General features: G+C 66.2%; 20 protein-coding genes. 16 read left to right on the forward strand and 4 right to left on the reverse strand.

Translation table 11 applies throughout. The features are described from left to right. Nucleotides 1–271: 271 nt before the first annotated feature. The 5 genes from EO156_RS15065 to EO156_RS15085 all read left to right on the forward strand — a co-directional run bounded on the left by EO156_RS15065 (nt 272) and on the right by EO156_RS15085 (nt 3750). Nucleotides 272–838 carry a YqgE/AlgH family protein gene (locus EO156_RS15065; RefSeq protein WP_003489930.1) on the forward strand — a complete coding sequence of 189 codons (567 nt, stop codon included), beginning with the start codon at nt 272–274 and terminating at the stop codon, nt 836–838. Beyond that, complete coding sequence (gene ruvX / locus EO156_RS15070; RefSeq protein WP_016851093.1) at nt 831–1298, forward strand: Holliday junction resolvase RuvX; 468 nt, start codon at nt 831–833, stop codon at nt 1296–1298. The genes EO156_RS15065 and ruvX overlap by 8 nt, the downstream gene beginning before the upstream one ends. A gap of 13 nt (nt 1299–1311) precedes the next feature. Further along, nucleotides 1312–2259, forward strand: a complete 948-nt coding sequence (locus EO156_RS15075) for an aspartate carbamoyltransferase catalytic subunit (protein ID WP_016851092.1) — start codon at nt 1312–1314, stop codon at nt 2257–2259. Nucleotides 2260–2563: 304 nt separating this feature from the next. After that, complete coding sequence (locus EO156_RS15080) at nt 2564–2998, forward strand: OsmC family protein (protein WP_003489936.1); 435 nt, start codon at nt 2564–2566, stop codon at nt 2996–2998. Between the two features lie 152 nt (nt 2999–3150). Beyond that, nucleotides 3151–3750, forward strand: coding sequence for a glycine zipper 2TM domain-containing protein (locus EO156_RS15085; protein WP_015472432.1), 600 nt, complete (start codon nt 3151–3153; stop codon nt 3748–3750). 417 nt (nt 3751–4167) lie between these two features. On the opposite strand, the gene EO156_RS15090 is transcribed toward EO156_RS15085, so the two are convergent. Then, nucleotides 4168–5049, reverse strand: a complete 882-nt coding sequence (locus EO156_RS15090) for a PhzF family phenazine biosynthesis protein (RefSeq protein ID WP_011051920.1) — start codon at nt 5047–5049, stop codon at nt 4168–4170. A 31-nt stretch (nt 5050–5080) separates the two neighbouring features. Further along, nucleotides 5081–5959, reverse strand: a complete 879-nt coding sequence (locus EO156_RS15095) for a PhzF family phenazine biosynthesis protein (RefSeq protein WP_029829256.1) — start codon at nt 5957–5959, stop codon at nt 5081–5083. A gap of 185 nt (nt 5960–6144) precedes the next feature. Here EO156_RS15095 and EO156_RS15100 point away from each other — a divergent pair, with 185 nt between their 5' ends. The 5 genes from EO156_RS15100 (at nt 6145) to EO156_RS15120 (ending at nt 13080) form a co-directional block, all read left to right on the forward strand. Further along, nucleotides 6145–8754 carry a bifunctional aspartate kinase/diaminopimelate decarboxylase gene (locus EO156_RS15100; protein ID WP_016850259.1) on the forward strand — a complete coding sequence of 870 codons (2610 nt, stop codon included), beginning with the start codon at nt 6145–6147 and terminating at the stop codon, nt 8752–8754. After that, on the forward strand, nt 8738–9196 hold the full coding sequence (locus tag EO156_RS15105; RefSeq protein WP_003489947.1) for a hypothetical protein: 459 nt from the start codon (nt 8738–8740) through the stop codon (nt 9194–9196). Before EO156_RS15100 ends, EO156_RS15105 begins: the two co-directional genes overlap by 17 nt. Then, nucleotides 9193–10548, forward strand: coding sequence for a UDP-N-acetyl-alpha-D-muramoyl-L-alanyl-L-glutamate epimerase (murL, locus tag EO156_RS15110; RefSeq protein WP_016850260.1), 1356 nt, complete (start codon nt 9193–9195; stop codon nt 10546–10548). Before EO156_RS15105 ends, murL begins: the two co-directional genes overlap by 4 nt. Next, nucleotides 10529–11935 carry a UDP-N-acetylmuramoyl-L-alanine--D-glutamate ligase gene (gene murD, locus EO156_RS15115; RefSeq protein ID WP_016850261.1) on the forward strand — a complete coding sequence of 469 codons (1407 nt, stop codon included), beginning with the start codon at nt 10529–10531 and terminating at the stop codon, nt 11933–11935. The genes murL and murD overlap by 20 nt, the downstream gene beginning before the upstream one ends. Before the next feature lie 344 nt (nt 11936–12279). Beyond that, complete coding sequence (locus EO156_RS15120) at nt 12280–13080, forward strand: dienelactone hydrolase family protein (protein WP_026007050.1); 801 nt, start codon at nt 12280–12282, stop codon at nt 13078–13080. A 199-nt stretch (nt 13081–13279) separates the two neighbouring features. Here EO156_RS15120 and EO156_RS15125 read toward each other — a convergent pair whose 3' ends face one another. Beyond that, nucleotides 13280–14278, reverse strand: a complete 999-nt coding sequence (locus tag EO156_RS15125) for a polyprenyl synthetase family protein (RefSeq protein ID WP_011348098.1) — start codon at nt 14276–14278, stop codon at nt 13280–13282. A gap of 273 nt (nt 14279–14551) precedes the next feature. Here EO156_RS15125 and EO156_RS15130 point away from each other — a divergent pair, with 273 nt between their 5' ends. Beyond that, nucleotides 14552–15088 (forward strand): single-stranded DNA-binding protein, encoded by a 537-nt coding sequence (locus tag EO156_RS15130; RefSeq protein WP_003488165.1) that lies wholly within the window; start codon nt 14552–14554, stop codon nt 15086–15088. A gap of 285 nt (nt 15089–15373) precedes the next feature. Here the strand turns inward: EO156_RS15130 and EO156_RS15135 are convergent, their stop codons facing one another. Then, on the reverse strand, nt 15374–16921 hold the full coding sequence (locus EO156_RS15135) for a sensor domain-containing diguanylate cyclase (protein WP_016849462.1): 1548 nt from the start codon (nt 16919–16921) through the stop codon (nt 15374–15376). A 224-nt stretch (nt 16922–17145) separates the two neighbouring features. Between EO156_RS15135 and EO156_RS15140 the strand changes: the two genes are divergently transcribed. The 5 genes from EO156_RS15140 (at nt 17146) to EO156_RS15160 (ending at nt 23381) form a co-directional block, all read left to right on the forward strand. After that, the gene (locus EO156_RS15140) at nt 17146–18153 is read left to right on the forward strand and encodes an NAD(P)-dependent alcohol dehydrogenase (protein ID WP_016849461.1); all 1008 of its coding nucleotides are present in this window, start codon (nt 17146–17148) and stop codon (nt 18151–18153) included. A 414-nt stretch (nt 18154–18567) separates the two neighbouring features. Then, the gene (gene paoA / locus EO156_RS15145; protein ID WP_256359398.1) at nt 18568–19227 is read left to right on the forward strand and encodes an aldehyde dehydrogenase iron-sulfur subunit PaoA; all 660 of its coding nucleotides are present in this window, start codon (nt 18568–18570) and stop codon (nt 19225–19227) included. After that, nucleotides 19224–20174 (forward strand): xanthine dehydrogenase family protein subunit M, encoded by a 951-nt coding sequence (locus EO156_RS15150; RefSeq protein WP_005913261.1) that lies wholly within the window; start codon nt 19224–19226, stop codon nt 20172–20174. The genes paoA and EO156_RS15150 overlap by 4 nt, the downstream gene beginning before the upstream one ends. A 1-nt stretch (nt 20175) precedes the next feature. Beyond that, nucleotides 20176–22383, forward strand: a complete 2208-nt coding sequence (paoC, locus tag EO156_RS15155; RefSeq protein ID WP_016849459.1) for an aldehyde oxidoreductase molybdenum-binding subunit PaoC — start codon at nt 20176–20178, stop codon at nt 22381–22383. Beyond that, nucleotides 22380–23381, forward strand: coding sequence for an XdhC family protein (locus EO156_RS15160; protein WP_005919235.1), 1002 nt, complete (start codon nt 22380–22382; stop codon nt 23379–23381). The genes paoC and EO156_RS15160 overlap by 4 nt, the downstream gene beginning before the upstream one ends. Nucleotides 23382–23478 lie beyond the last annotated feature (97 nt).

Genomic DNA, 23478 nt, shown 5'->3' on the forward strand with positions numbered 1-23478 from the left:
TGGGGCGAGGCTTGCCAGTCGCGCGCCAGTCGCTGCCACGGCGGGCGAGCAGCAGTTGGCGCAGAGGCCGGGATGCCGTTTTCGCGGCTGCACCGCTTCGGCGGCGCTGCAAGTCGCACGCGTCGCGATCAAGCTGAACGTGTCGGTCAGGCGCCGCAGATGGGCCACCGCGAAGGCAGCCGCATCGGCGGCATCGCGCAGTCCCGGCGCCGGCAAGGCCCAGTATGGCAGCGGCTCTGCGCGCGGCGAAGCGAACGGCTAGAATGCGGCCATGTCTGTTTTGCCCACGCCTCTGGCCAACCAACTGCTGATTGCGCTTCCGGCGCTGTCCGACCCCACCTTTTCGCGCAGCGTCGCGCTGATCTGCCAGCACGATGAGAACGGCGCCATGGGCGTGCTGGTCAACCGGCCCTCCGAATACACCCTGGGCGAAGTGTTGTCGCAGATGGGTATCGACACCGACGATGAGCCGCTGCGCGAGCAGGTGGTGCTCAGCGGCGGTCCGGTGCACCCTGAGCGCGGTTTTGTGATCCATGACGATGCGCGCGAATGGGATTCCAGCCTGGAAGTGGGACAGGGTGTGTTCCTGACCACCTCGCGCGACATCCTCGAAGCGATGGCGGCCGGCAACGGCCCGCGCAATGCGCTGGTCGCGTTGGGCTGCGCCGGTTGGGGCGCCGGCCAGCTGGAATTCGAACTGGGCGAAAACAGCTGGCTCACCGCGCCGTCGGATGCCAATGTGCTGTTTGCGACCGCGCTGGAAGATCGCTGGCAGACCGCTGCCGGGCGGATCGGCGTGGATCTGTTCCGGCTCACGGATTATTCCGGGCATGCCTGAGGCGGGCGCGATCCGCCCCGAAGGCACGGTGCTGGGCTTCGATGTGGGGTCGCGCCGGATCGGTGTGGCGGTCGGAAGCGCGCTCGGCGCCGGCGCGCGCGCGGTGGCCGTTATCAATGTGCATGCCAACGGCCCGGATTGGGGTGCGTTGGACCGCGTGTACAAGCAATGGCGCCCGGACGGCCTGGTGATCGGCGATCCGCTCACGCTGGACGACAAAGACCAGCCCGCACGCAAGCGCGCGCACGCGTTCGCCCGCCAGCTGCGCGAGCGCTATGCGCTGCCGGTTGTCCTGATCGATGAGCGCTCCAGTTCGGTTGAGGCTGCGCAGCGTTTCGCGCGCGAGCGTGCCGATGGGCGCAAGCGCCGCCGCGATGCCGAAGCGCTCGATGCGATGGCCGCCGCAGTGATCGTCGAACGCTGGTTGGCCGCACCCGACCAAGCCACCCTTCTTCCTTGACTCCCGACCTGCGATGACCACCATGCAACTCGATTCGGACGGACGCTTGCGCCACCTGCTCACCCTGGAAGGACTTCCGCGCACCACGCTGCTGCAATTGCTCGACCGCGCCGGCCAGATCCGCGATGCAGCGGTCGGGCGCGTGGGCAAGCGCAGCGTGCTGGCGGGCACTGCAGTGTGCACGCTGTTCTTCGAGCCCTCCACGCGCACGCGCAGCTCCTTCCATCTGGCGGCGCAGCGGCTGGGCGCGGACGTGCTCAATTTCGATGCATCCACCTCATCCACCCGCAAGGGCGAAACCGCGCGCGATACTCTGAAGAATCTCGAAGCGATGGGCGTGCGCGGCTTCGTGGTGCGTCACCCCGACGACGGCGCGGTGGAAGCGCTGGCGGCTGCCGCGGGCGAGGGCACCGCGTTGATCAATGCCGGCGACGGACGTAGCGCGCATCCCACCCAGGGCTTGCTCGACATGCTCACCCTGCGCCAGGCCAAGGGCACCGATTTTTCCAAGCTCAAGGTCGTTATCGTCGGCGACGTGAAGCACTCGCGCGTGGCGCGCTCGGACCTGCATGCCTTGCGCACGTTGGGCGCTGGCGAAATCCGCGTCTGCGGCCCGGCCAGCCTGCTGCCTGACGACGGCATGCTGGAGGGCTGCGTGGTCGGTCAGGATTTCGATGCCATGCTCGAAGGCGCCGACGCGCTGATGATGCTGCGCCTGCAGCGCGAGCGCATGGAAGAAGGCCTGGTGCCCTCGCTGGAGCAGTACCACACCGAATATGGTCTGACCTGCGAGCGCCTGGCGCGTGCCGGTCGCGAGGCCGCGGTGCTGCACCCGGGCCCGATCAACCGCGGCGTGGAAATCACCGATGAAGTGGCCGACGGCGCGCAATCCTGCGTGCTACGGCAGGTCGCCAATGGCGTCGCCGTGCGCATGGCCGTGCTGGAAACCCTGCTCGGCTGAGCGTGGCTGCGCCTTCGTTTCGTTAGCGGCCCAGGAGCGGCAACGCGACCGCGCAACCAACGCGCGCGGTCGTGTCTGATGTGTAATTGTCGATTGCGAAGAGGCGGTCGCTTTTGCCGAACGTACACCGCGGTCCGTCGCGCGGTGGCGTTCGAGTGCAACTGCATGAATGCAGACAAACAGTCGCTTGCTGCCTGACGTGCCCGGTGATCTGCGCTTGCGATTCCCGATTCCCGATTCCGAGCACCACCAGCTAACACCCACTCACCTATCGTGAGCGCTCCTTTCAGCGCAGGAGATCGCAATGGGTATTTCACGTCACGCTACCGCTCACTGGGAAGGCGACCTCAAGACCGGCAAGGGCCAGCTCAGCACGCCGCAGAGCGGCCTGATGGACAACACCCGTTATGCCTTCAGCAGCCGCTTCGGCGACGAGAAGGGCACCAATCCGGAAGAACTCATCGCCGCCGCGCATGCTGGCTGTTTCACCATGGCGTTGTCTGCACAGTTGACCGAAGCCGGTTTTCCGCCGGCCTCGCTGGACACGCGCGCCGATGTGGATCTGTCGATGGAAGGCGGCCCGCAGTTGTCGCAGATTCGCCTCAAGCTCAAGGCCGTGGTGCCGGGCATCGATGAGGCCAAGTTCCGCGAGCTGGCAGACACCGCCAAGAAGAATTGCCCGGTGTCCAAGGCACTGAGCGCCGTGCCGATCAGCCTGGAAACCGAGTTTTCCAGCTAATGCCAATACCGCTGCGACGCGTCGGCGCAAACGCCCGGCGCGCGCAGCTGGCGGCAACCTGAATAGGGCTTTTTGCGGCTGGTTTGGTTCAGTGCGGTTTCACTGGCGCAGGCCGAGCATCGGCAGCGTGTCCTCCCTATGAAGCTGCCGCAATGAAAACTCTCGTGCTTGGTGCTCTGGTGATGGGTCTGGTCGTGGCGGGCAATGCCACGGCGCAGCGCTATGACAGCGGCTACCGCGATTACGGCCGCAGCGGCTATGAGGATGGCCGTTACGAATATGCGCGCGTCGTGCGCGTGGATCCGATCATCGTTGCCGACTCGTACAACGAACGCACCAGCGAACGTTGCTACGATCGTCCCGCCGACGGTTACTACACCAGTAATGACGGGTACTACCGCGATGGCGGCTACGCCCAGGCCGGTGTGTCCGATCGCGGCGTGGCCAGTGTCATTGGTGGCATCGCGGGCGCCGTGCTCGGCAGCCAGGTCGGCGGCGGCAATGGTCGCCTGGTCGGTACCGCCGTTGGCACCATGGCAGGCGTAGCGGCGGGCCGTTCGATCTACGAGGCCAATCACCGCACGTACCAGGGCAACGTGAGGGTCTGCGAGCCGGTGTCCTACCGCCGCGAACGCGACCGCGTGGATGGCTACGACGTTACCTACGAATACGCTGGCCGTACATACCACACGCGTAGCGATTACAACCCGGGCGACCGTATCCGCGTGCGCGTCGACGTGCGCCCTGACTGATCAGTGCCGGATGCATGCGGTGCCGCTGGTTGCGGCATCGTGCTGAAAAGAACGCTGCGGGCAACCGCAGCGTTCTTGCGTTTTGCGGAGCGATTGCGGGCTGCAATGGCGCGTCAACAAGGCTTGGGCGCTAATCGATGCGATGCACCTTGCTGTTTCACACAGGCGCTGATGCGCGGTGCACGGGCCGTGATCAGAAATTGGCTGCAGCTGCAGCCCACTTCGTTGCGTTGGATCCTGCGCAGCAGCGTTGCTACCGCCCTAGAGCGTGTGATGCACGTGGAGATGAGATGCGTTGGCCGCCAGCGGAGCGGGTGCTGCGTGGCGCCGGCTTGGCTGGCGCCAAGGCAGGCCGCGCGGCGCGCGCTCCGTGCCGCTGACGGCCAACCCTCCGGGAAGCGCCCTGTGGCGCGCCGACTAAGCCCAGTCCAGCGTGCCGCGAATCACCGTCTGCACCTGGCCACCCGACCACACGTCGCCGTCGGCATCGATGTGCAGTTCCAGCAAGGCATCGAAGCCGATTTCGCGGCCCTGGCTGACCACATAGCGACGGTCGGTGCCGGGCAATGCGTCACGGCTGTCCAGCCATGCGGCGAGGACCGCATTGGCCGCGCCGGACGCCGCATCTTCGAAGCGCCGGCCATTGCCGACGAAGGCACGTACTGCCAGATCGTAGGCGCCCGGTGCGCCGGCGCGTGCATACGCAAACACGCCCATGCTGCCGGTAGATTCTGCCAACCCGGCGATCGCGTCCCAGTCCGGCTGCAGGCCGCGCAGCGCGGCTTCGCTGTCCAGTTCCACCACCCACCACGTGCGGCCGCCGTCCATCAGCGCAGGCGGTAGCGTCCCCAGCGGCCAGCCCCGCAAGGCATCGCGCAGGCGCGGATCGTCGGCGCCCACCTGCTCGGCCACGCGTGCGCGTGGCGTGCGGATCGCGATGCTGCGGTGGCCGTCGCGCTGCTCAACGCGCAGCGGCAACTGACCAGCGATGCCGTCCTGAACCAGGACGCCGTCCTGTGGTGCGGCCAGGCCGGCCTCGAGCACGGCATGTGCAGTGCCCACGCTGGGGTGGCCGGCAAACGGCACCTCTTTTTGCGGCGAAAACATACGCAGCCGGTAGCTGCTGTGCACGTTTTCGACGGGGACGACGAAGGTGGTCTCCGGCAGTTTGGTCCAGCGTGCGATGGCCTGCATCGCCGCATCGTCCAGACCTTGGGCATCCAGCACCACCGCCAGCGGATTGCCGCTGCCGGGGCGGGCGGAGAACACATCCAATTGCAGGAAACGGCGAGTGGTCATGGGCGTCGATCCGCAGTGAGGGCGCGGCAGCTTACCAATCGATGCGGCCGTCGATCACCTGCAGCGTCGCTCCGCCAATCCAGACTTCGCCTTCCGTATCCACGTCCACATGGACGCGGCCATCGCGGCCAACCTCGCGGCCCTGACTGGCGACGTAGCGCGACTGCGCCCCGGGCAGGCGGTCTTCGCCATGCAGGCGTGCGGCAATACAGGCATTGGCGCTGCCGGTCACCGGGTCTTCCGGAATGCCATCGCCTGGGCAGAAGGCACGTACGACCAGGCCTGCGTCGTGGTCATGCATGGGCGCATAGATGGCCAGTCCGCAAGCGGCACTGGCCTGAGTCAGGCGCGCAATGGCGGCAAGGTCCGGGGCTGCCTGCCGTACCGCCTGCGCGTCGGCCAATTCCAGCAGCCACCAGTTCGGGCCGTTGTTCCAGAGCGCGGCCGGCTGCGCGCTCGCGCCCAGGCCAGCGCAGGCGGCGCGCAGCGCGTCGGCGTACGTGTCGCCCGTGTCGATGGCGCGTGCGCGCGGCGCGCGCAGCCGCACCAGCAAGGCGCCGTATCGGTCGAACACGTCCACCGGCAGCACGCCGGCTGCGCATTGCTGGCGCAGCCGGCCGTCGGGCTTATAGGCGGTCACGCCGTGGGTCACCGCCGCCCACGCTGCGCCGACGCTGGGGTGGCCGGCAAACGGTAGCTCGGTACGCGGGGTGAAGATGCGGATGTGGTAATCGGCATCGGGCACGCTGACCGGCAGGAAGAAGACCGTCTCGGACAGATTCAGCCACGCGGCAATCTGCTGCATTTGCGCAGACGACAACGTCTCTGCATTGAAGACCACGCCCAGTGGGTTGCCGCTGCCGGCCCGGGCGGCGAAAACATCCAGTTGCAGATAGCGGTGCTTGCTCATCGCGGGGAAATCTCGATCGAAGGAGGGCGCGGCGATGGTTGCAGGCAGGGCGAACCGACACGGCAGCGGACGTGCGACGGCACGCTGTGATCGCACGCGGGGTCATGCGAGCGGCATTGGCAGTAGAATCGGAGGTTCCGCTCGGCATCCCGGGCATCTTCCCCCCATCCTAAACGCCTATCTCAATGTCAGCTCCCCACTCTACCGATCGTTGGATCGTCCTCAAGTTCGGCGGCACTTCGGTGTCGCGTCGTCATCGCTGGGACACGATTGGAAAACTGGCGAGCAAACGGGCGAACGAAACCGGCGGCCGCGTGCTGGTGGTGGTGTCTGCATTGTCGGGCGTGACCAACGAGCTCACCGCCATTGCCGACGGCGCCGCCGATAGCGCGCAGCGCGTGGCGGCACTGGACCAACGCCATCGCGAGTTTCTGGCCGAGCTCGAACTGGACGCCGATGCAGTGCTGGGCGAGCGCCTGGCCGCACTGCACGCATTGCTGGGCGATGCGCGCGCTGCAACGCGCACGCTGGATTGGCAAGCCGAGGTGCTGGGGCAGGGCGAGTTGCTGTCGTCCACCATCGGCGCGGCGTATCTGCATGCCAGCGGCCTGGACATGGGGTGGCTGGATGCGCGCCAGTGGCTGTCCGCGCTGCCGCCGCAGCCCAATCAGAGCGAATGGTCCAAGCGGCTGTCGGTCTCGTGCCAATGGCAGTCCGATGCCGGTTGGCGCACGCGTTTCGCCGCGCAACCGACACGCTTTCTGATCACGCAAGGCTTCATTTCGCGTCATGCCGATGGTGGCACCGCGATTCTGGGCCGTGGCGGTTCGGATACCTCGGCGGCGTACTTCGGCGCGCTGCTCGGCGCCAGCCGGGTGGAAATCTGGACCGACGTGCCTGGCATGTTCAGCGCCAACCCGAAAGAAGTGCCGGATGCGCGGCTGCTGACCCGGCTGGACTATTACGAAGCGCAGGAAATCGCCACCACCGGCGCCAAGGTGCTGCATCCGCGCTCGATCAAGCCGTGCCGCGATTCCGGCGTACCGATGGCGATCCTGGACACCGAGCGCCCGGATCTGCCGGGTACCAGCATCGACGGCAATGCCGAGCCGGTGCTGGGCGTCAAGGCGATCAGCCGCCGCAATGGCATCGTGCTGGTGTCGATGGAAGGCATCGGCATGTGGCAGCAGGTCGGCTTCCTGGCCGACGTGTTCACGCTGTTCAAGAAGCACGGCCTGTCGGTGGACTTGATCGGTTCGGCCGAGACCAACGTCACCGTGTCGCTGGATCCTTCGGAAAACCTGGTCAACACCGATGTGCTGGCGGCGTTGTCGGCCGATCTTTCGCAGATCTGCAAGGTCAAGATCATCGTTCCTTGCGCGGCCATCACCTTGGTCGGACGCGGCATGCGTTCGCTGCTGCACAAGCTCTCCGACGTGTGGGCCACGTTCGGGCAGGAACGCGTGCACATGATTTCGCAGTCGTCCAACGACTTGAACCTGACCTTCGTCATCGACGAAGCCGATGCCGACGGTTTGCTGCCGATCCTGCACGCGGAACTGATCGACAGCGGTGCGATGCCGGTCAGCGAGGGCGAGGTGTTCGGGCCGCGCTGGCGGCAGATCATCGGCTCGGTACGTCCGCGACCCACGCCGTGGTGGCATGCCGAGCGCGCGCATCTGCTGTCGCTGTCTAAGGCCGGGACGCCGCGTTACGCATACCACCTGCCCACGGTGCGTGAGCGTGCGCATGCGCTGGCGCAGATAGCCGCGGTGGATCAGCGCTATTACGCGATCAAGGCCAATGCGCATCCGGCCATCCTGATGGCGCTGGAGCAGGCCGGCTTCGGGCTGGAATGCGTCTCGCACGGCGAATTGCGCCGCGTATTCCAGGCACTACCGGAGTTGTCGCCGCGGCGCGTGCTGTTCACGCCGAGCTTTGCGCCCAAGGCCGAATACGAAGCGGCCTTCGCGCTGGGCGTGACGGTGACCGTGGACAACGTCGAAGCGCTGCGCAACTGGCCCGAGGTGTTCCGTGGCCGCAATGTGTGGCTGCGCATCGACCTGGGGCACGGCGACGGCCATCACGAGAAGGTCAACACCGGCGGCAAGGCTTCCAAGTTCGGCCTGTCGTCCACGCGGGTGGATGAATTTGTCGAGGTGGCGCGCACGCTCGAGGTCACCATCACCGGCGTGCATGCGCACCTGGGCAGTGGCGTGGAGACCGGCGAGCACTGGCGGATGATGTACGACGAGTTGGCCGGCTTCGCGCGCCGTATCGGCACGGTGGAGACCATCGACATCGGTGGCGGCCTGCCGATTCCGTACAGCGCCGAAGACGAGCCATTCGATCTGGAGGTGTGGGCCAAGGGCCTGGCCGAGGTCAAGGCCGTGCATCCGGGCTACCGCCTGGCGATCGAGCCGGGCCGCTATCTGGTGGCCGAAGCCGGCGTATTGCTCGCAAGCGTCACCCAGGTGATCGAGAAGGACGGCGTGCACCGCGTGGGCCTGGATGCGGGGATGAATACCCTGATTCGCCCGGCGTTGTACGACGCCTGGCACGACATCGAAAACCTCAGCCAACTTGACGCGCCGGCCGATGGCACGTTCGATATCGTCGGGCCGATCTGCGAATCGTCGGACGTGTTCGGCAAGCGCCGCCGCCTGCCTGCGGCCACCGCACCAGGCGATGTGGTGCTGGTCGCCGATGCCGGCGCCTACGGCTACACGATGGCCAGCACCTACAACCAGCGCGAATTGCCGCGCGAAGAGGTGATCGATGCGCCCACTGGCTGAGTTCGTCGTACTCAGCACGCTGGCCGGTGGCGTGGCGATGGTGTTCTCCACCGCCATCGACATGGCCGGGCAACGGGTGCCGTGGACTGACAGCCTGCGGTGGGTGCTGCCAGGGTTGATTGCTGCCGGCGTCGGTGCCTGGAGCGCAGCGTTCTGGCAGGCACGGCGCGCCGAGCGAGCGCTGGCGCAGCGTGCCGGTGGCATGGCGCTACGCACCGTGGTGCTCAGCGCGCTTGGCTATTTGCCCGCATTGCTGCTGTATCTGCTGGTCGCGTTGGCGATCACCGGCGATGCAAAGGTGATTCGCTCGGAAGTGATGCTGCTGTTGTTCGTGATCGGTTGCCTGCCGCTGCTATGGGCGGCGGTGCCGTTTTCCATGATTGAATATCTCCTGTGCCGACGCTATCTGCGTCGTGTACGTGTTTCTGCAGGTAGTCCATGAGCGCTTTCGACAAACATCAGATGTCCACCTTCCGTTTCGTGCGTTGCGCACTCGACGTGCAGACCGGCGTGGCGACGCTGGTGTATGCCTTCGATCAAGGGCCGGAGCTGGTCGAGACCGTTGCGGTGCCGGGCGCACCGTTCGTGCTTGAGGGCGCGCAGGCGACTGCCGTGCAACAGGGGCTGCGGCTGCTGCATCTCATTGCAGGAGTCAGTTATTTCAAAGCTGCGGTGCCGCCGAACATCGCCATCGACAGCTACAGCATCGATGCCGAAACCGCTGCGCTGGTGGAAAGCGTGTACCTGCACGGCCTGGGCGAATTTGCCTATCGCAATGGCTTGAACCTGCACGGCAAGATTCATTTTCCGGTCGCCGCGCAAGCGTCTGATGCTGCGCCGGCAGTGGGGTTGCGCGAGCATGCGCTGGTTGCGATCGGTGGCGGTAAGGATTCGCTGGTCAGCATCGAGGCCCTGCGCCAGGCCGGCGTGGCGCAGACCGTCAGCTGGATCGGCGGTTCGCAACTCATCCGTGCCTGTGCAGAACGCACCGGGTTGCCGGTACTCAACATCGGCCGCGTGCTGGCCCCGGAACTGTTCGAACTCAATCGCCAGGGCGCGTGGAACGGGCATATCCCGGTGACCGCGGTGAACTCGGCCATCCTGGTGCTGGCGGCGCTGCTCAATGGGATCGACCAGGTGGTGTTCTCCAACGAACGTTCGGCCAGTTACGGCAGCCAGATTCCCGGCACCGGCGAGGTCAATCACCAGTGGTCCAAGGGCTGGGCGTTCGAACAGGCATTCGGCGATTACGTGCAGCGGCAGGTGGCGGCCGATCTACGCTACTACTCGTTGCTGCGGCCGCTCTCCGAGTTGGCGGTGGCGCGGCAATTCGCCAAGACCGATCACTACGACGCGCACTTTTCCAGCTGCAACCGCAACTTCCACATCATGGGCGAGCGCCCGGTGCATCGCTGGTGCGGCGTGTGCCCGAAGTGCCATTTCGTGTTCCTGGCGCTGGCGCCGTTCATGCCCAAGACGCGGTTGGTCAACATCTTCGGGCGCAATCTGCTCGACGATGCGACCCAGGCCGGCGGCTACGATGCGCTGCTGGAGTTCCAGGACCACAAGCCGTTCGAATGCGTGGGCGAAGGCCGCGAATCGCGCGCGGCGATGGCCGTGCTGGCCAGCCGCGCGGAGTGGAAGGAGGACGCGTTGGTGAAGCGCTTCATCCGCGACATCCAGCCGCAGCTCGACTCGAATGATCTGCAGGTCGAGCCACTCATGGCCATCGATGGCGAGCACCGGATTCCGCCGGCGCTGTGGGAGCGCGTGCGTGCGAATTTCGCAGCTTGAAGGCAAGGCTGTTGCGTTGTGGGGCTGGGGGCGCGAAGGACGTGCGGCGTATCGTGCGCTGCGGGCGCGCCTGCCGACTCAAGCGCTGACGGTGTTCTGCAACGCCGAAGAGGCGCGTGAGATCGCTGCGCTGGCAGATGCGGCCTTGCAGGTGGAAACCGATGCCAGCGCGCAGGCGCTGGGGCGATTCGAGATCGTCGTGAAGTCGCCCGGCATCAGCCCGTATCGCGCCGAGGCACTGGCTGCCGCTGCGCAGGGCACGCATTTCATTGGCGGCACCGCGCTGTGGTTTGCCGAACACGCGCAGGCGGATGGCAGCGTGCCTGGCGTCGTCTGCATCACCGGCACCAAGGGCAAGAGCACCACCACTGCGCTGCTGGCGCACGTGCTGCGCGCAGCCGGGCATCGCACCGCCTTGGTCGGCAATATCGGCCAGCCCCTGCTGGAAGTGCTGGCACCGCAGCCGCCGCCGGCGTATTGGGCGGTCGAGTTGTCCAGCTATCAGACCGCTGATGTCGGGCGCAGCGGCGCGCGCCCCCAGCTGGCACTGGTGTTGAATCTGTTTCCCGAGCATCTGGACTGGCACGGCGACGAGGCGCGCTATGTGCGCGACAAGCTGTCGCTGGTGACCGAAGGCCGGCCGCGGATCGCCTTGCTCAACGCTGCCGACCCGCTGCTTGCCGGCTTGCAATTGCCCGATAGCCAGGTGCGTTGGTTCAATCAGCCCGCCGGCTGGCATCTGCGTGGCGAGGTGGTCTATCGCGGCGAACAGGCCATTTTCGATACCGCCGATGTACCGCTGCCGGGCGAGCACAACCGCCGCAACCTGTGCGCGGTGCTGGCGGCGGTAGAGGCCTTGGACCTGGATGCGGCGGCACTTGCGCCGGCGGCAGCGAGCTTTCGTCCATTGCCCAACCGCCTGCAGTTGCTCGGCAGCGTGGACGGCATCAGCTACGTCAACGATTCCATCAGCACCACGCCGCATGCCTCGCTGGCTGCACTGGCGTGCTTTGCGCGGCGACGCGTAGCCTTGCTGGTCGGTGGCCATGATCGCGGGCTGGATTGGCACGATTTCGCCCAGCAGATGGCGCAGCAGGCGCCGCTGGAAATCGTGACCATGGGCGCCAATGGCCCACGCATCCATGCATTGCTGGCGCCGCTGGCCGAAGCGGGACACTTCGGCCTGCATGCCGCCAACGATCTCGAACACGCCATGGGACTGGCGCGCAATGCGCTGGGCGAGCAGGGCGGTGTGGTGCTGCTCTCGCCGGGGGCGCCCAGCTTCGGCGCCTACAGCGATTACGTTGCGCGCGGCCGTCACTTCGCACAGCTGGCAGGCTTCGACCCGGCGGCAATCAGCGCGATTGACGGACTGGGTGTGCACTGAAGGCGGCCAACGCACCGGCTGCGCTCATCAGCCGGTGGGCATGGCAGGTGCTCGGAACTGGCATGTGCCGCTCATACACCGCTGTGCCTGCGCGCTGTTCTCCGGCCACCTGATGGTTGCTCGCTGCCTATTGGTCGCCGCGCTTGGGTCGCCGCGCTAACGCCAGCGCCGCCGCGGTGGCGCGGTGGCGCGATTGCCTCGAAAGCGCGCACGCGCAGCGCATGCGAAACGCGCAGGCGCGTTGGACCGACGACCTGCCGCCACCGTTGCCGGCAGCGGCGACGATGACCTCTCCTGCACGGCGCCAGCGCCTACACTCGCCGCACCATCCTGGGAGCAAGCACATGCACAAGCAATGGACATGGCGTGGCGTTGGGTTGATCGGTGTCCTGGCCTCGCTGGCCTTCCCCGCAGCGGCCGCGATGCAGGCCAAGCCGCTGGAATGGAAGATCGGCAAGGACACCTACAGCGGCGTGCTGGTGTATGACGATGCCGGCGATGCCAAGCGCCCGGGCCTGGTGATGGTGCCCAACTGGCGCGGTGTCAACGACTCGGCGGTGAGCAAGGCCAAGCAACTGGCCGGCGACGATTACGTGGTGCTGGTGGCCGACGTGTATGGCAAGGGCAAGCGCCCCGCCAACGACAGCGAGGCTGGACAGTTCGCCGGCGCCCTGAAGAAGGATCCGCCGGAGCTGCGCGCACGCGCGCTCAAGGCGGTAGAGGTACTCAAGGCGCAGGCCGGCAAGGCGCCGCTGGACGCAGCGCGCATCGGTGCGGTGGGCTTCTGCTTCGGCGGTACGACGGTGCTGGAGCTGGTGCGCTCAGGCGCACAGCTGGCCGGTGTGGTCAGCCTGCATGGCGGCATCGCGACTCCCAGCCCGGCTGCCGCCGGCTCTGCCAAGACGCCCATGCTGGTGCTCAACGGTGCCGACGACAAGAGCGTGAGCAAGGCGGATATCGCCGCGTTCGAAACCGAAATGAATGCAGCCGGCGCGGATTGGCAATTCGTCAATTTCAGCGGCGCGGTGCATTGCTTTGCCGAGGCCGACGCCAGCAGCCCGCCGGGCTGCCTGTACAACCCGCGGGCGGCCAAGCGTGCGTACCGCATGCTGGGCGACTTCTTCGAAGAGCGGTTTGGTCAGTAGCCGGGATTGGGGATTTGGGATTCGCAAGAGCGCGGGTCCCGTGCTTCAACGCATCACCCCCGGAGTTTGTGCTCCGGGGGAGGGCGCTGACCAATCATTCGGATAACGGATGCGGGATTCGTCAACGCGCAAACTAGCCGCCCTTGCGAATCCCCAATCTCAAATCCCCAATCCCATCCGGCGCGCAGGGCGCTCCGGATCAGTGGGTACGCTCGACTGCGTAGCGCGCCAGGCCGCGCAGCGCCGCCACGGCAGGGCTGTGCGGCAGGGTTTCCAGAGCCTGTTCGGCGGCGGCGGCGTATTCGGCCGCGCGTTGACGGCTGTAGTCCAACCCGCCGGTGGCATGGATGGCGGCCAGCACTTCCGGCATCGCCGCCGCATCGCCTTGCTCGACGATCTGTCGCAGGCGCTCACGGGTGGTCGCATCCGAGTGCGCCATCGCGTGGATCAGCGGCAGGGTGGCCTTGCCCTCGGCAAGATCGTCGCCCAGGTTCTTGCCCAGGTCCGCGGCCTCGGCGGCGTAGTCGAGTACGTCGTCGGCGATCTGGAAGGCGAAGCCCAGCTGCATGCCGTAGTCGTACAGCTGCTGCTGCACCTGCGCGCTTGCGCCGGAGGCAAGCGCACCCAGACGCGTGCCGGCGGCGAACAGCACTGCGGTCTTGCGCTCGATCACGCGCAGGTACGCCGCTTCGTCGGTGTCGGGGTTATGCACATGCAACAGCTGAAGCACTTCGCCTTCGGCGATGCGGTTGGTGGTGTCGGCCAGGATCTGCATGACTTCCATGCGATCCAGTTCGACCATCAGCTGGAAGCTGCGCGAGTACAGGAAGTCGCCCACCAATACGCTGGGCGCATTGCCCCATAGCGCGTTGGCGGTGCTGCGCCCGCGGCGCAGGTCCGATTCGTCCACCACGTCGTCGTGCAGCAGCGTGGAGGTATGGATGAATTCGATGATTGCCGCCAGTTGGTGGTGCTCCGGGCCGGAGCCGCCAGCGGCATGGCCGGCCAGCATCACCAGCATCGGGCGCAGGCGTTTGCCGCCGGCGGAGATGATGTGATCGGCGATCTGGTTGATCAGCACGACGTCCGAGGCCAGACGGCGGCGGATCAGTGCGTCGACCGCGGCCATGTCGGGCGCGGCGAGGGACTGGATCTGGGGCAGGCCCAGCACGGTGGGGAGGTCTTCGGCGATGGTCATGCGCAGGCGTTCGTGATGTGGGCCGATTATAGGTGCCCCGGCCGGATCCGTCCCGCCGGGCACAACCGGCGTCTTCACATTTGCAGCTTCACGTGGTCGCGTCAAAGCCGCAAGGCCTGTACGGGCTGGATTTCCGACCCTTGGCAGGGCGCTTGCCCGGCAGCGCCGCGCGGCAACCTGCCAGGACCGCCGAGCGGCAGGTGCGGTAACATTGCCGCACAGACATTCATCGTTGCGCGCTCCCGGCGCCAGCGCATCATCTCGGAAGCACCTATGGCCCGCGGCATCAACAAAGTCATCCTCGTCGGCAACCTCGGCAACGATCCCGACACCAAGTACACCCAGGCCGGCATGGCAATCACGCGCGTGAGCCTGGCCACCACCAGCATGCGCAAGGACCGCGACGGCAATAACCAGGAACGTACCGAGTGGCACCGCGTGGTGTTCTTCGGAAAGCTGGGCGAAATCGCCGGCGAGTACCTGCGCAAGGGCTCGCAGGTGTATGTCGAAGGCGAACTGCGCTACGACAAGTACACCGGCCAGGACGGCGTTGAAAAGTACAGCACCGACATCGTCGCCAACGAGATGCAGATGCTCGGCGGCCGTGGCGAAGGCGGCGGTGGTGGGATGGGCAGCGATCGCCCGCAGCGTTCGGCGCCGCGTCAGCAGGGCGGCGGTGGCGGGCAGGGTGGTGGCGGATATGGCGGCGGTGGCGGTGGTCAGGACTACGCGCCGCGTCGTCAGCAGCCGGCCCAGCAGCAGTCGGCGCCGCCAATGGACGATTTCGCAGACGACGATATCCCGTTTTGAGGACTGCCCGTCGTTGTGTCATCCACGAGGGCCCGCATTGCGCGGGCCTTCTGCGTTATGGCAATGACGCCCGGACATTGGCCGGTTTTGGCAGAATGGTGGCAGAGCCTCGCGGGCGTTATGCGTGCTCGGAGGCAGGCACGCCGTGCGTGCAGCGCCTATTGCAGGCTTACGCGCAACGCACGCAGCGTGGGCGCGCCGTCCATGCGTTGCTCAAGCTCGCAACGTCCAGCTCGCAGCAGCAGCGTGATCTCTACGGCAGGCCGTTAGCGCCCCTCGGCAGGTTTAGGCAGACGTGCGATTGCGTCCCTTCTGCTTGGCGCGATACAGCGCCGAATCGGCGTCGTGCACGATGGCGTTGGGGCTCAGCGGCGCTTCGCCCGGTTCGAAGGTGGCTGCGCCGATGCTGACGGTGACGTGCGCGCTGGTGGGGCTGGACAGGTGCATCAGGCCCAGCTCGGCGACCGCATTGCGCACGGCGTCGGCCAGGCGCAGCGCGCCGGCGGCATCGGTATGCGGCAGGATCATGCCGAACTCTTCGCCACCGTAGCGCGCGGCGAGGTCTTCGCTGCGGCGCGAGCAGCCGGCAATGGCGCCTGCGATCAAACGCAGGCAGGCATCGCCGTTCACGTGGCCATAGGTGTCGTTGTAGAGCTTGAAGTGATCGACATCGATCATCAGCACCGACAATGGCGCCTCCAGGCGAACCGCGTCCTGCAACGCACGCGATAGCCGGTGGTCGAAGGCGCGCCGGTTGGCGATGCCGGTCAATGCGTCTACCCAGGCTTCGGTACTCAGCTTGGCTTCGTTGCGGTGCATGCGGCGCAGTTGCAGGTCCAGCCAGATCCCCACGCCCAGCAGCAGGGTGCAGCCCAGCGCGGCCACCACGATGCGCTGGCGCGCGGTTTCCCGCCAGTTCGCCAACGCATCGTCCACTGAAAAGCCGGTCAGCACGGTCAGCGGATAGGGTCGCGCCGGTGCGAAGCTGGAGATACGCTCAACGCGGTCGATCGGCGAGCGATAGGTGGCGGTGCCGTGCTTGCGTGCGCGCATGGTCACGTAGATCGACGTCCCCGCGATCGAGGTGCCGATCACGCCCTGTTTGTCGGGCCGGCGCACCATCACGATGCCATCGTCGTTGGTCATGCCGATGGTGCCGTGCGGGCCGACCTCGAAGGTGCTGTAGTAGTTCTGGAAATACTTCAGCTGCAGGGTGACCAGCACCACGCCGGCGAACTCGCCGCTGGGGGCGTCGAGGCGGCGGCTCAATGTCAGCACCCAGGAGCCGTCCGAACGGCTTTGCACAGGCGGGCCGACCAGCGACAAGGCGTCGCGATGGTCGCGGTGGTATTTGAAATAGGCGCGGTCGGCGTTGTTGTGCGTCCTGGGGGTGCTGTCCAGCGACGAGCTCACCCAACTGCCGTCCGCGGCATAGATGAAAATGCCATGTAGGCGATCGGAGCGGCGCGCTTCGTGCACCAGGAACTCATGCATCGCAGAACGCGCGGCACTGGAGCCTTGGTCGTGTTCGACCCGCGACACCAGCCCGGACAGCACTGCGTCGGCGATGGACAGGGTGTCGCTGGCATGCTGCGCCAGCGAATTGGCCAGGTTCAACGACTGCGCCTGGGCGCTGCGCAGCGCGGTCGCGCGCTCTTCGTGGATGGACCAATATTCCGAACCGAGCAGTAGCATCCAAGACGCAGTCAGCACGAAATGCAGCGCGATGCGCTGAGCACGTTGGCGCCGCCGCTTGGTTGTTGACGTCACTGCGGCTACCTGTCTGGATACCAGGGCGATGCAACCGCCGTGCCACCCTACGCGTCGCGGCATGCATTCCTAGGCGCGTCGACACGTGCAATGACAGATCTGTGATTGATGCCTCACGTTACACGCAACAGCCCGCTTGATCGCGTCGCGACGCGCAATGGCTGCCGCAGCAGCGCTCGCTGAATCACCTCAACGCGCACGGCGACAGATGTCAGAGCCAGCTCGACTGCGGCTGCATAACGGGCAGCATGCTATGCCGAGCACTGAATCACGCTCAGGAGTTCTCCATGCAAGCCATTCGTCTTCGCCATCCGGCCGCCATCGCATCGCTGCAGTCGGTTGCATTGCCCGATCCGGGGCAGCCTGCACGCGGTCAGATCCGCGTGCGCCTGCATGCCAGTTCGCTCAATTTTCATGATCTGGGCGTGGTGCTCGGGCAGATGCCAACCGCAGACGGGCGTATTCCGATGTCCGATGGCGCAGGCGTGGTGGAAGCGGTCGGGCCGGAGGTTGACGAGTTCGCAGTGGGCGATCAGGTGGTGTCCACCTTCTTCCCGCAGTGGCTGGACGGCGAGCCGTTGCACGCCGGTTTTGCCACCACTCCAGGCGACGGCGTCGATGGCTATGCGCGCTCGGCGGTCGTCGCCGATGCACGGGCATTCACCCACGCACCCCGTGGTTACAGCCACGCCGAGGCTGCGACGCTGACCACCGCCGGCGTCACCGCGTGGCGTGCACTGGCAGTCAACGGCGGGCTCAAGGCCGGCGACAGCGTGCTGGTACTGGGCACCGGCGGCGTGTCGATCTTTGCGCTGCAATTGGCCAAAGCGATGGGCGCGCGCGTGATCGCCACGTCCTCATCCGACGAGAAACTGGAGAAGGTGCGAGCGCTCGGTGCCCACCACGTCATCAACTATCGACAGCATCCCGAATGGTCGGCGCAGGTGCTGGACATCACCGAAGGACGTGGGGTGGACCATGTGGTCGAGGTCGGTGGGCCGGGCACGCTGACGCAATCGATCCGTGCAGCGCGCGTGGGTGGGCATATCGCCTTGATCGGCGTATTGACCGGTGCGGCTGGGCCGGTTCCGACTGCCGAAATGATGGGGCGCCAGCAACGCCTGCAGGGATTGGTCGTCGGCAGCCGCAAGCATCAACAGGACCTGGTGCGCGCACTCGACAGCTTGCCGCTGCGACCGGTGATCGATCGCAGCTTCGCGCTGGATGAGATCGGTGAAGCCTTCGCGCTGCAGAAGTCCGGTGGCCACCTCGGCAAGATCGCGCTGGAGTTCTGATCCAGCCCGCGGCACCGAGCGTCGGTGATGCTCCGCACGCCGACGCGCGAATTCACTATTTCGACGTGTGCAAAGGCCGCCGCCTGCATGACGTTGCTGGCAAGCGCAACCAATACTCCTCGGGTTTCTTCGCTTCCTTCACTGCGGCCAACCCACGTGCTGCACGCGCAACATTCAAGAAACTGTTCGGCCGGCCCTTCCGACTCCAACGTCATCGGCGCATGGGTTGGTGACTCGCAGTGATGAGCGTCTTTCATAGGCGCATGCAGCCACCAGCGCTAATGCGGACAAAAGCGGGAACTAGAATCGGGCAATGCACTGCGTCACGCCCGCAGTCGCCGCTGCGCACTCACGCGCTTGTGACCGGCAGCGCTGCACATTGATTGAGAACTGTAAAAGCCAGCATTGTTGGAGATGCCAGCCATGAGAGACATCAAGATGACCCGTCGCGAGGTACTGATCGCGGGGACGGCATCCGCAGCCAGCGTTGCCGCAACCCAATCGATGGCCGCCACCGCCGCCACTGCGATGTCGCAGCGGCCCGCAAGCGAGCCCGCCAATGCATCCAGCCAGGTCGGCTTCGAGGTGAACGGCAAACCGGTCACGCTGACGCTGGATAACCGCACCACCTTGCTGGATGCACTGCGCGAACATCTGCATCTCACCGGCACCAAGAAGGGCTGCGATCACGGCCAGTGCGGCGCATGTACGGTCATCGTCGACGGGCAACGCATGAACGCGTGCCTATCGCTGGCAGTGATGCACGAGGGCGCCAAGGTCACCACCATCGAAGGGCTGGGCACGCCGGACAAGCTGCACCCCATGCAGGCGGCGTTCGTCAAGCACGATGGCTACCAATGCGGCTATTGCACGCCCGGGCAGATCTGTTCGGCAGTGGCCGTGCTGGACGAGGTGAAGCGCGGGATCCCCAGCCATGTCACCGAAGACCTCACCGGCAAGACCAGACTCACCACGCCGGAATTGCAGGAGCGCATGAGTGGCAATATCTGCCGTTGCGGTGCGTACTCCAACATCGTCGAAGCCATCAACGATGTTGCCGGAGGCCGCGCATGAAAGCCTTTAGCTACGAACGGGCCAGCTCGCCAGCCGATGCCGCCGCCAAGGCCGCGCGCCAGCCCGGTGCCAAGTTCATCGCAGGCGGGACCAACCTGCTCGATCTGATGAAGCTTCAGATCGAAACACCGTCGCACCTGATCGATGTCAACGGCCTGAGCCTGGATACCATCGACGCAACGCCTGAGGGCGGCCTGCGCATCGGCGCATTGGTGCGCAACACCGATCTGGCGGCCGACCAGCGCGTGCGCCGCGATTACGCCGTGTTGTCGCGCGCATTGCTGGCCGGTGCCTCGGGACAACTGCGCAACCGTGCGACCACGGCAGGCAACCTGCTGCAACGGACGCGTTGTCCCTATTTCTACGACACCAACCAGCCCTGTAACAAGCGACTGCCTGGCAGCGGCTGCGCGGCCATCGGCGGCTATAACCGTCAACTGGCAGTGGTTGGTGCCAGCGAGGCGTGCATCGCCACCCATCCCAGCGATATGGCCATTGCCATGCGCCTGCTCGATGCGGTTGTGGAAACGGTGCGCCCGGATGGCCAGACACGCGCCGTGGCCTTGTCCGAGTTCTACCGTGCACCGGGAACGACGCCGCATCTGGAAACCGTGCTGGAGCGCGGCGAATTGATCACCGCCGTCACCTTGCCCAAGCCGCTCGGTGGCACGCATGTGTACCGCAAGGTGCGCGATCGTGCCTCGTATGCTTTCGCCCTGGTGTCGGTGGCCGCCGTCGTCCAGCGCGATGGCAGCGCACGCGTCGCAGTCGGCGGCGTCGCGCACAAGCCATGGCGCAGCGAAGCCGCCGAAGCCAGATCGAAGGAGGGTGCCCGCGCCATTGCGTCCGTGCTGCTCGACGGCGCACGGCCCACCGAACACAACGCATTCAAGGTGCCGCTGGTTGAGCGCACCTTGACCGCGATCTTGGCCGACACGAGGGCCTGATATGAAATTCGACACTCCCGCCGGCACCAATCCCATCGATCAGCTTACTGTCGTCGGCAAGCCCGTCGACCGTATCGACGGGCCACTCAAGACCACCGGGCAGGCGCCGTATGCCTACGAACATCATGACTTGCCGGGCCAAGCGGCTTACGGGCATGTGGTGGGCGCAGGCATCGCCAAGGGCACCATCCGCAGTATCGATCTAAGTGCGGCACGCAAGGCGCCAGGCGTGCTGGGCATCGTGACTGCGCAGAACGCCGGCAAGCTGCAAAAGGGCAAGTTCAACACCGCCAAGCTCTTGGGCGGTCCCGAGATCGCGCATTACCACCAGGCCATTGCAGTGGTGGTGGCGGAGACCTTCGAGCAGGCGCGTGCGGCCGGCCAGTTGATCAAGGTCGATTACGGCCGTCACGTGGGCGCCTACGACCTGGAAAAGGCCCGCGCCGGCGCCACGGTGACCAAGAAGGGCGACGCGCCCAACAGCAACGTCGGCAACTTCGACGCTGCCTTCGCGACGGCGCCAGTGCAACTGGATGCCGAATACAGCACACCCGATCATTCGCACGCGATGATGGAGCCGCACGCTTCCATCGCGATGTGGGATGGCGACAAGCTCAGCGTGTGGACCTCCAATCAGATGATCAACTGGGGAGCCGGCGATCTGGCCAGGACGCTGGGCATCCCGCGTGAGAACGTGCGGATCATGTCGCCGTACGTCGGCGGCGGTTTCGGCGGCAAGCTGTTCCTGCGTGCCGATGCAGTGCTGGCATCGCTGGCCGCGCGTCAGGTCGGACGGCCGGTCAAGGTGATGTTGCCGCGGCCGCTGATCGCCAATAACACCACCCACCGCCCGGCCACGCTGCAACGCATCCGGCTTGCGGCCGGGCGCGACGGCAAGCTCACGGCGATCGCGCATGAAAGCTGGTCGGGCGACTTGCCCGACGGCAGCCCGGAAATCGCCGCCGCGCAGACGCAATTGCTCTACGCCGGTGCTAACCGCCTGATCACGACCCGTCTGGCCGTGCTCGATCTGCCCGAAGGCAACGCCATGCGCGCGCCGGGCGAGGCACCAGGATTGATGGCGTTGGAAATCGCCATGGACGAGATGGCCGAAAAGCTCGACATGGACCCGGTCAAGTTCCGCATCGTCAACGACACCCAGGTGGACCCGGAAAACCCGCAGCGACCGTTCTCGCAGCGTCAGCTGGTCACGTGCCTGGAAGATGGCGCAAGGCGATTCGGGTGGTCCAAGCGCAAGGCCAAGCCGGCCAGTACGCGCGATGGTCGTTGGCTGGTCGGCATGGGCGTTGCGGCGGCATTTCGCAACGCGCCGGTCATGACCTCCGGCGCACGCATGCGGCTGGAGCAGGGCGGGCGCGTGGTGGTGGAAACCGACATGACCGATATCGGGACCGGCTCCTACACCATCATTGCGCAGACCGCTGCGGAAATGCTGGGCGTCCCACTCAACTGGGTCGATGTGCGCCTGGGCGATTCGAGCTTTCCGGCCTCTGCAGGCTCCGGCGGGCAGTGGGGCGCGAACAGTTCTACCGCAGGCGTCTATGCAGCCGCAGTCAAATTGCGCGAAGCGGTGGCCAAGCAACTGGGCCTGGATCCGGCCAGTGCCGAGTTTGCCGATGGCTATGTGCGTGCCGGCGGCAAGCGCGTTGCGCTCGGCGATGCCGCGGCCAATGGCGCGCTGGTGGTGGAAGACAAGATCGAATTCGGCGACCTCAGCAAAACGCACCAGCTCTCCACGTTCGGCGCGCATTTCGTCGAAGTGGGCGTGGATATCGCAACCGCCGAAGTGCGCATCCGGCGCATGCTTGCCGTGTGCGCCGCGGGGCGCATCCTCAATCCCAAATCCGCACGCAGCCAGGTCATCGGCGGCATGACCATGGGCGCCGGCGCGGCACTGATGGAAGAGCTGGCAGTGGACAAACGCCTGGGCTTTTTCGTCAACCACGACCTGGCCGGCTATGAAGTGCCGGTGCATGCGGATATCCCGCATCAGGAGGTGGTGTTCCTGGAAGAAAGCGACCCGCTGTCGTCGCCGATGAAGGCCAAGGGCGTGGGCGAGCTGGGTATCTGCGGCGTGGCAGCGGCGATCGCCAATGCGGTCTACAACGCAACCGGCGTGCGTGTGCGCGACTACCCGGTCACCCTCGACAAACTGCTGCCGCACCTGCCCGAGATGCTGCGCGCGTGAGCGCGCTCGTTGCCCCCGTCACGCATGCGCCGCCGGCGTGGCCGGCATGGCCGGGCTACGCGTTGCTCGACGATTTGCTGCCAACGCTGAGCGCATGGCAGCGCGCCGGGCAGCGCGTGGCGATGGCGACCTTGATCGATGTGCAAGGCTCCTCACCTCGCCCGTTGGGGAGCGAGATGGCCATCAGCGCCGACGGGCGCGTGGCAGGCTATGTCTCAGGCGGCTGCGTCGAAGCGGCGGTGGCGCATGAAGCCATGGCAGCGCTGCGCGATGGTCAGCCGCGCTGGCTGGACTATGGCGAAGGCAGCCAAGTGCTGGACATCCAGCTCAGCTGCGGGGGGCGCATCGGCGTGCTGGTGTGGCCGGTGCCGGATCTGGGCGAGCACCTCGCGCGTTGGCGTAACGCGCGCCAGCATCGGCGCGCATTTCATGTGGCCTTGGATCGTGCCTCCGGCACGGTGCGTTACCTGGCACATGCACAGGACGCGCGTGCGGGCGAATTCGTGCGCACCCATCGTCCGCCGCTACGGCTGGTGCTGGTTGGCGCCGACCCGTCGCTACTGGCGCTGGTGTCGTTGGCCAGCCAGATGGGCATCGAAGTGCGCGTGTTGCGGCCGCATGGTCCGGGGGAACCGCCGCCGGGATTGGCGCCCGAGCACTACGACCGACGTGCGCTGGGCGATGCACTGCGGGATCTGCATCTGGATGCCGATACCGCACTGTACAGCCTGGCCCACGATGCCGAGATCGACCTACAGGTTGCGCGGCGCGGCTTGGCGTCTCCCGTCGCCTGCATCGGCATCCTCGGCAGCCGGCAAAAGCGCGAAGGTCGTCTACAGGCGCTGCGTGCGCTGGGGTATGGCGACACCTCGCTCGCGCGTCTGCGTTTGCCGGCGGGCTGGCGCATGGGACGCTCCTCGCCGCATACCATCGCGCTCGGCGTCATCGCCGAAGCCACGCAGGCGGTGGCAGATGTGCAGGCCGTTACCGCAAGCTGATAAATCGCTAGCTGCTTCTGCCGCGTGCGTCAGTCATCAAGGCGCCTTGCAGCCGGTCGAGTGAAACACGGCTGCTTCCGAACACTATCGTCGCTGG

This window comes from Xanthomonas sp. DAR33341 (assembly GCF_003992815.1).
GTDB classification, from domain to species: domain Bacteria; phylum Pseudomonadota; class Gammaproteobacteria; order Xanthomonadales; family Xanthomonadaceae; genus Xanthomonas; species Xanthomonas cissicola.

Coding starts and splice junctions, on each gene's coding strand:
- EO156_RS15130 (WP_003488165.1), top strand. CDS start 14,552: ATGGCCCGCGGCATCAACAAAGTCATCCTCGTCGGCAACCTCGGCAAC.
- EO156_RS15135 (WP_016849462.1), bottom strand. CDS start 16,921: ATGCCGCGACGCGTAGGGTGGCACGGCGGTTGCATCGCCCTGGTATCC.
- EO156_RS15095 (WP_029829256.1), bottom strand. CDS start 5,959: ATGAGCAAGCACCGCTATCTGCAACTGGATGTTTTCGCCGCCCGGGCC.
- EO156_RS15105 (WP_003489947.1), top strand. CDS start 8,738: ATGCGCCCACTGGCTGAGTTCGTCGTACTCAGCACGCTGGCCGGTGGC.
- paoA (WP_256359398.1), top strand. CDS start 18,568: ATGCCAGCCATGAGAGACATCAAGATGACCCGTCGCGAGGTACTGATC.
- EO156_RS15120 (WP_026007050.1), top strand. CDS start 12,280: ATGCACAAGCAATGGACATGGCGTGGCGTTGGGTTGATCGGTGTCCTG.
- EO156_RS15075 (WP_016851092.1), top strand. CDS start 1,312: ATGACCACCATGCAACTCGATTCGGACGGACGCTTGCGCCACCTGCTC.
- EO156_RS15090 (WP_011051920.1), bottom strand. CDS start 5,049: ATGACCACTCGCCGTTTCCTGCAATTGGATGTGTTCTCCGCCCGCCCC.
- EO156_RS15140 (WP_016849461.1), top strand. CDS start 17,146: ATGCAAGCCATTCGTCTTCGCCATCCGGCCGCCATCGCATCGCTGCAG.
- ruvX (WP_016851093.1), top strand. CDS start 831: ATGCCTGAGGCGGGCGCGATCCGCCCCGAAGGCACGGTGCTGGGCTTC.
- EO156_RS15080 (WP_003489936.1), top strand. CDS start 2,564: ATGGGTATTTCACGTCACGCTACCGCTCACTGGGAAGGCGACCTCAAG.
- EO156_RS15085 (WP_015472432.1), top strand. CDS start 3,151: ATGAAAACTCTCGTGCTTGGTGCTCTGGTGATGGGTCTGGTCGTGGCG.
- EO156_RS15125 (WP_011348098.1), bottom strand. CDS start 14,278: ATGACCATCGCCGAAGACCTCCCCACCGTGCTGGGCCTGCCCCAGATC.
- EO156_RS15065 (WP_003489930.1), top strand. CDS start 272: ATGTCTGTTTTGCCCACGCCTCTGGCCAACCAACTGCTGATTGCGCTT.
- EO156_RS15150 (WP_005913261.1), top strand. CDS start 19,224: ATGAAAGCCTTTAGCTACGAACGGGCCAGCTCGCCAGCCGATGCCGCC.
- EO156_RS15100 (WP_016850259.1), top strand. CDS start 6,145: ATGTCAGCTCCCCACTCTACCGATCGTTGGATCGTCCTCAAGTTCGGC.
- paoC (WP_016849459.1), top strand. CDS start 20,176: ATGAAATTCGACACTCCCGCCGGCACCAATCCCATCGATCAGCTTACT.
- murL (WP_016850260.1), top strand. CDS start 9,193: ATGAGCGCTTTCGACAAACATCAGATGTCCACCTTCCGTTTCGTGCGT.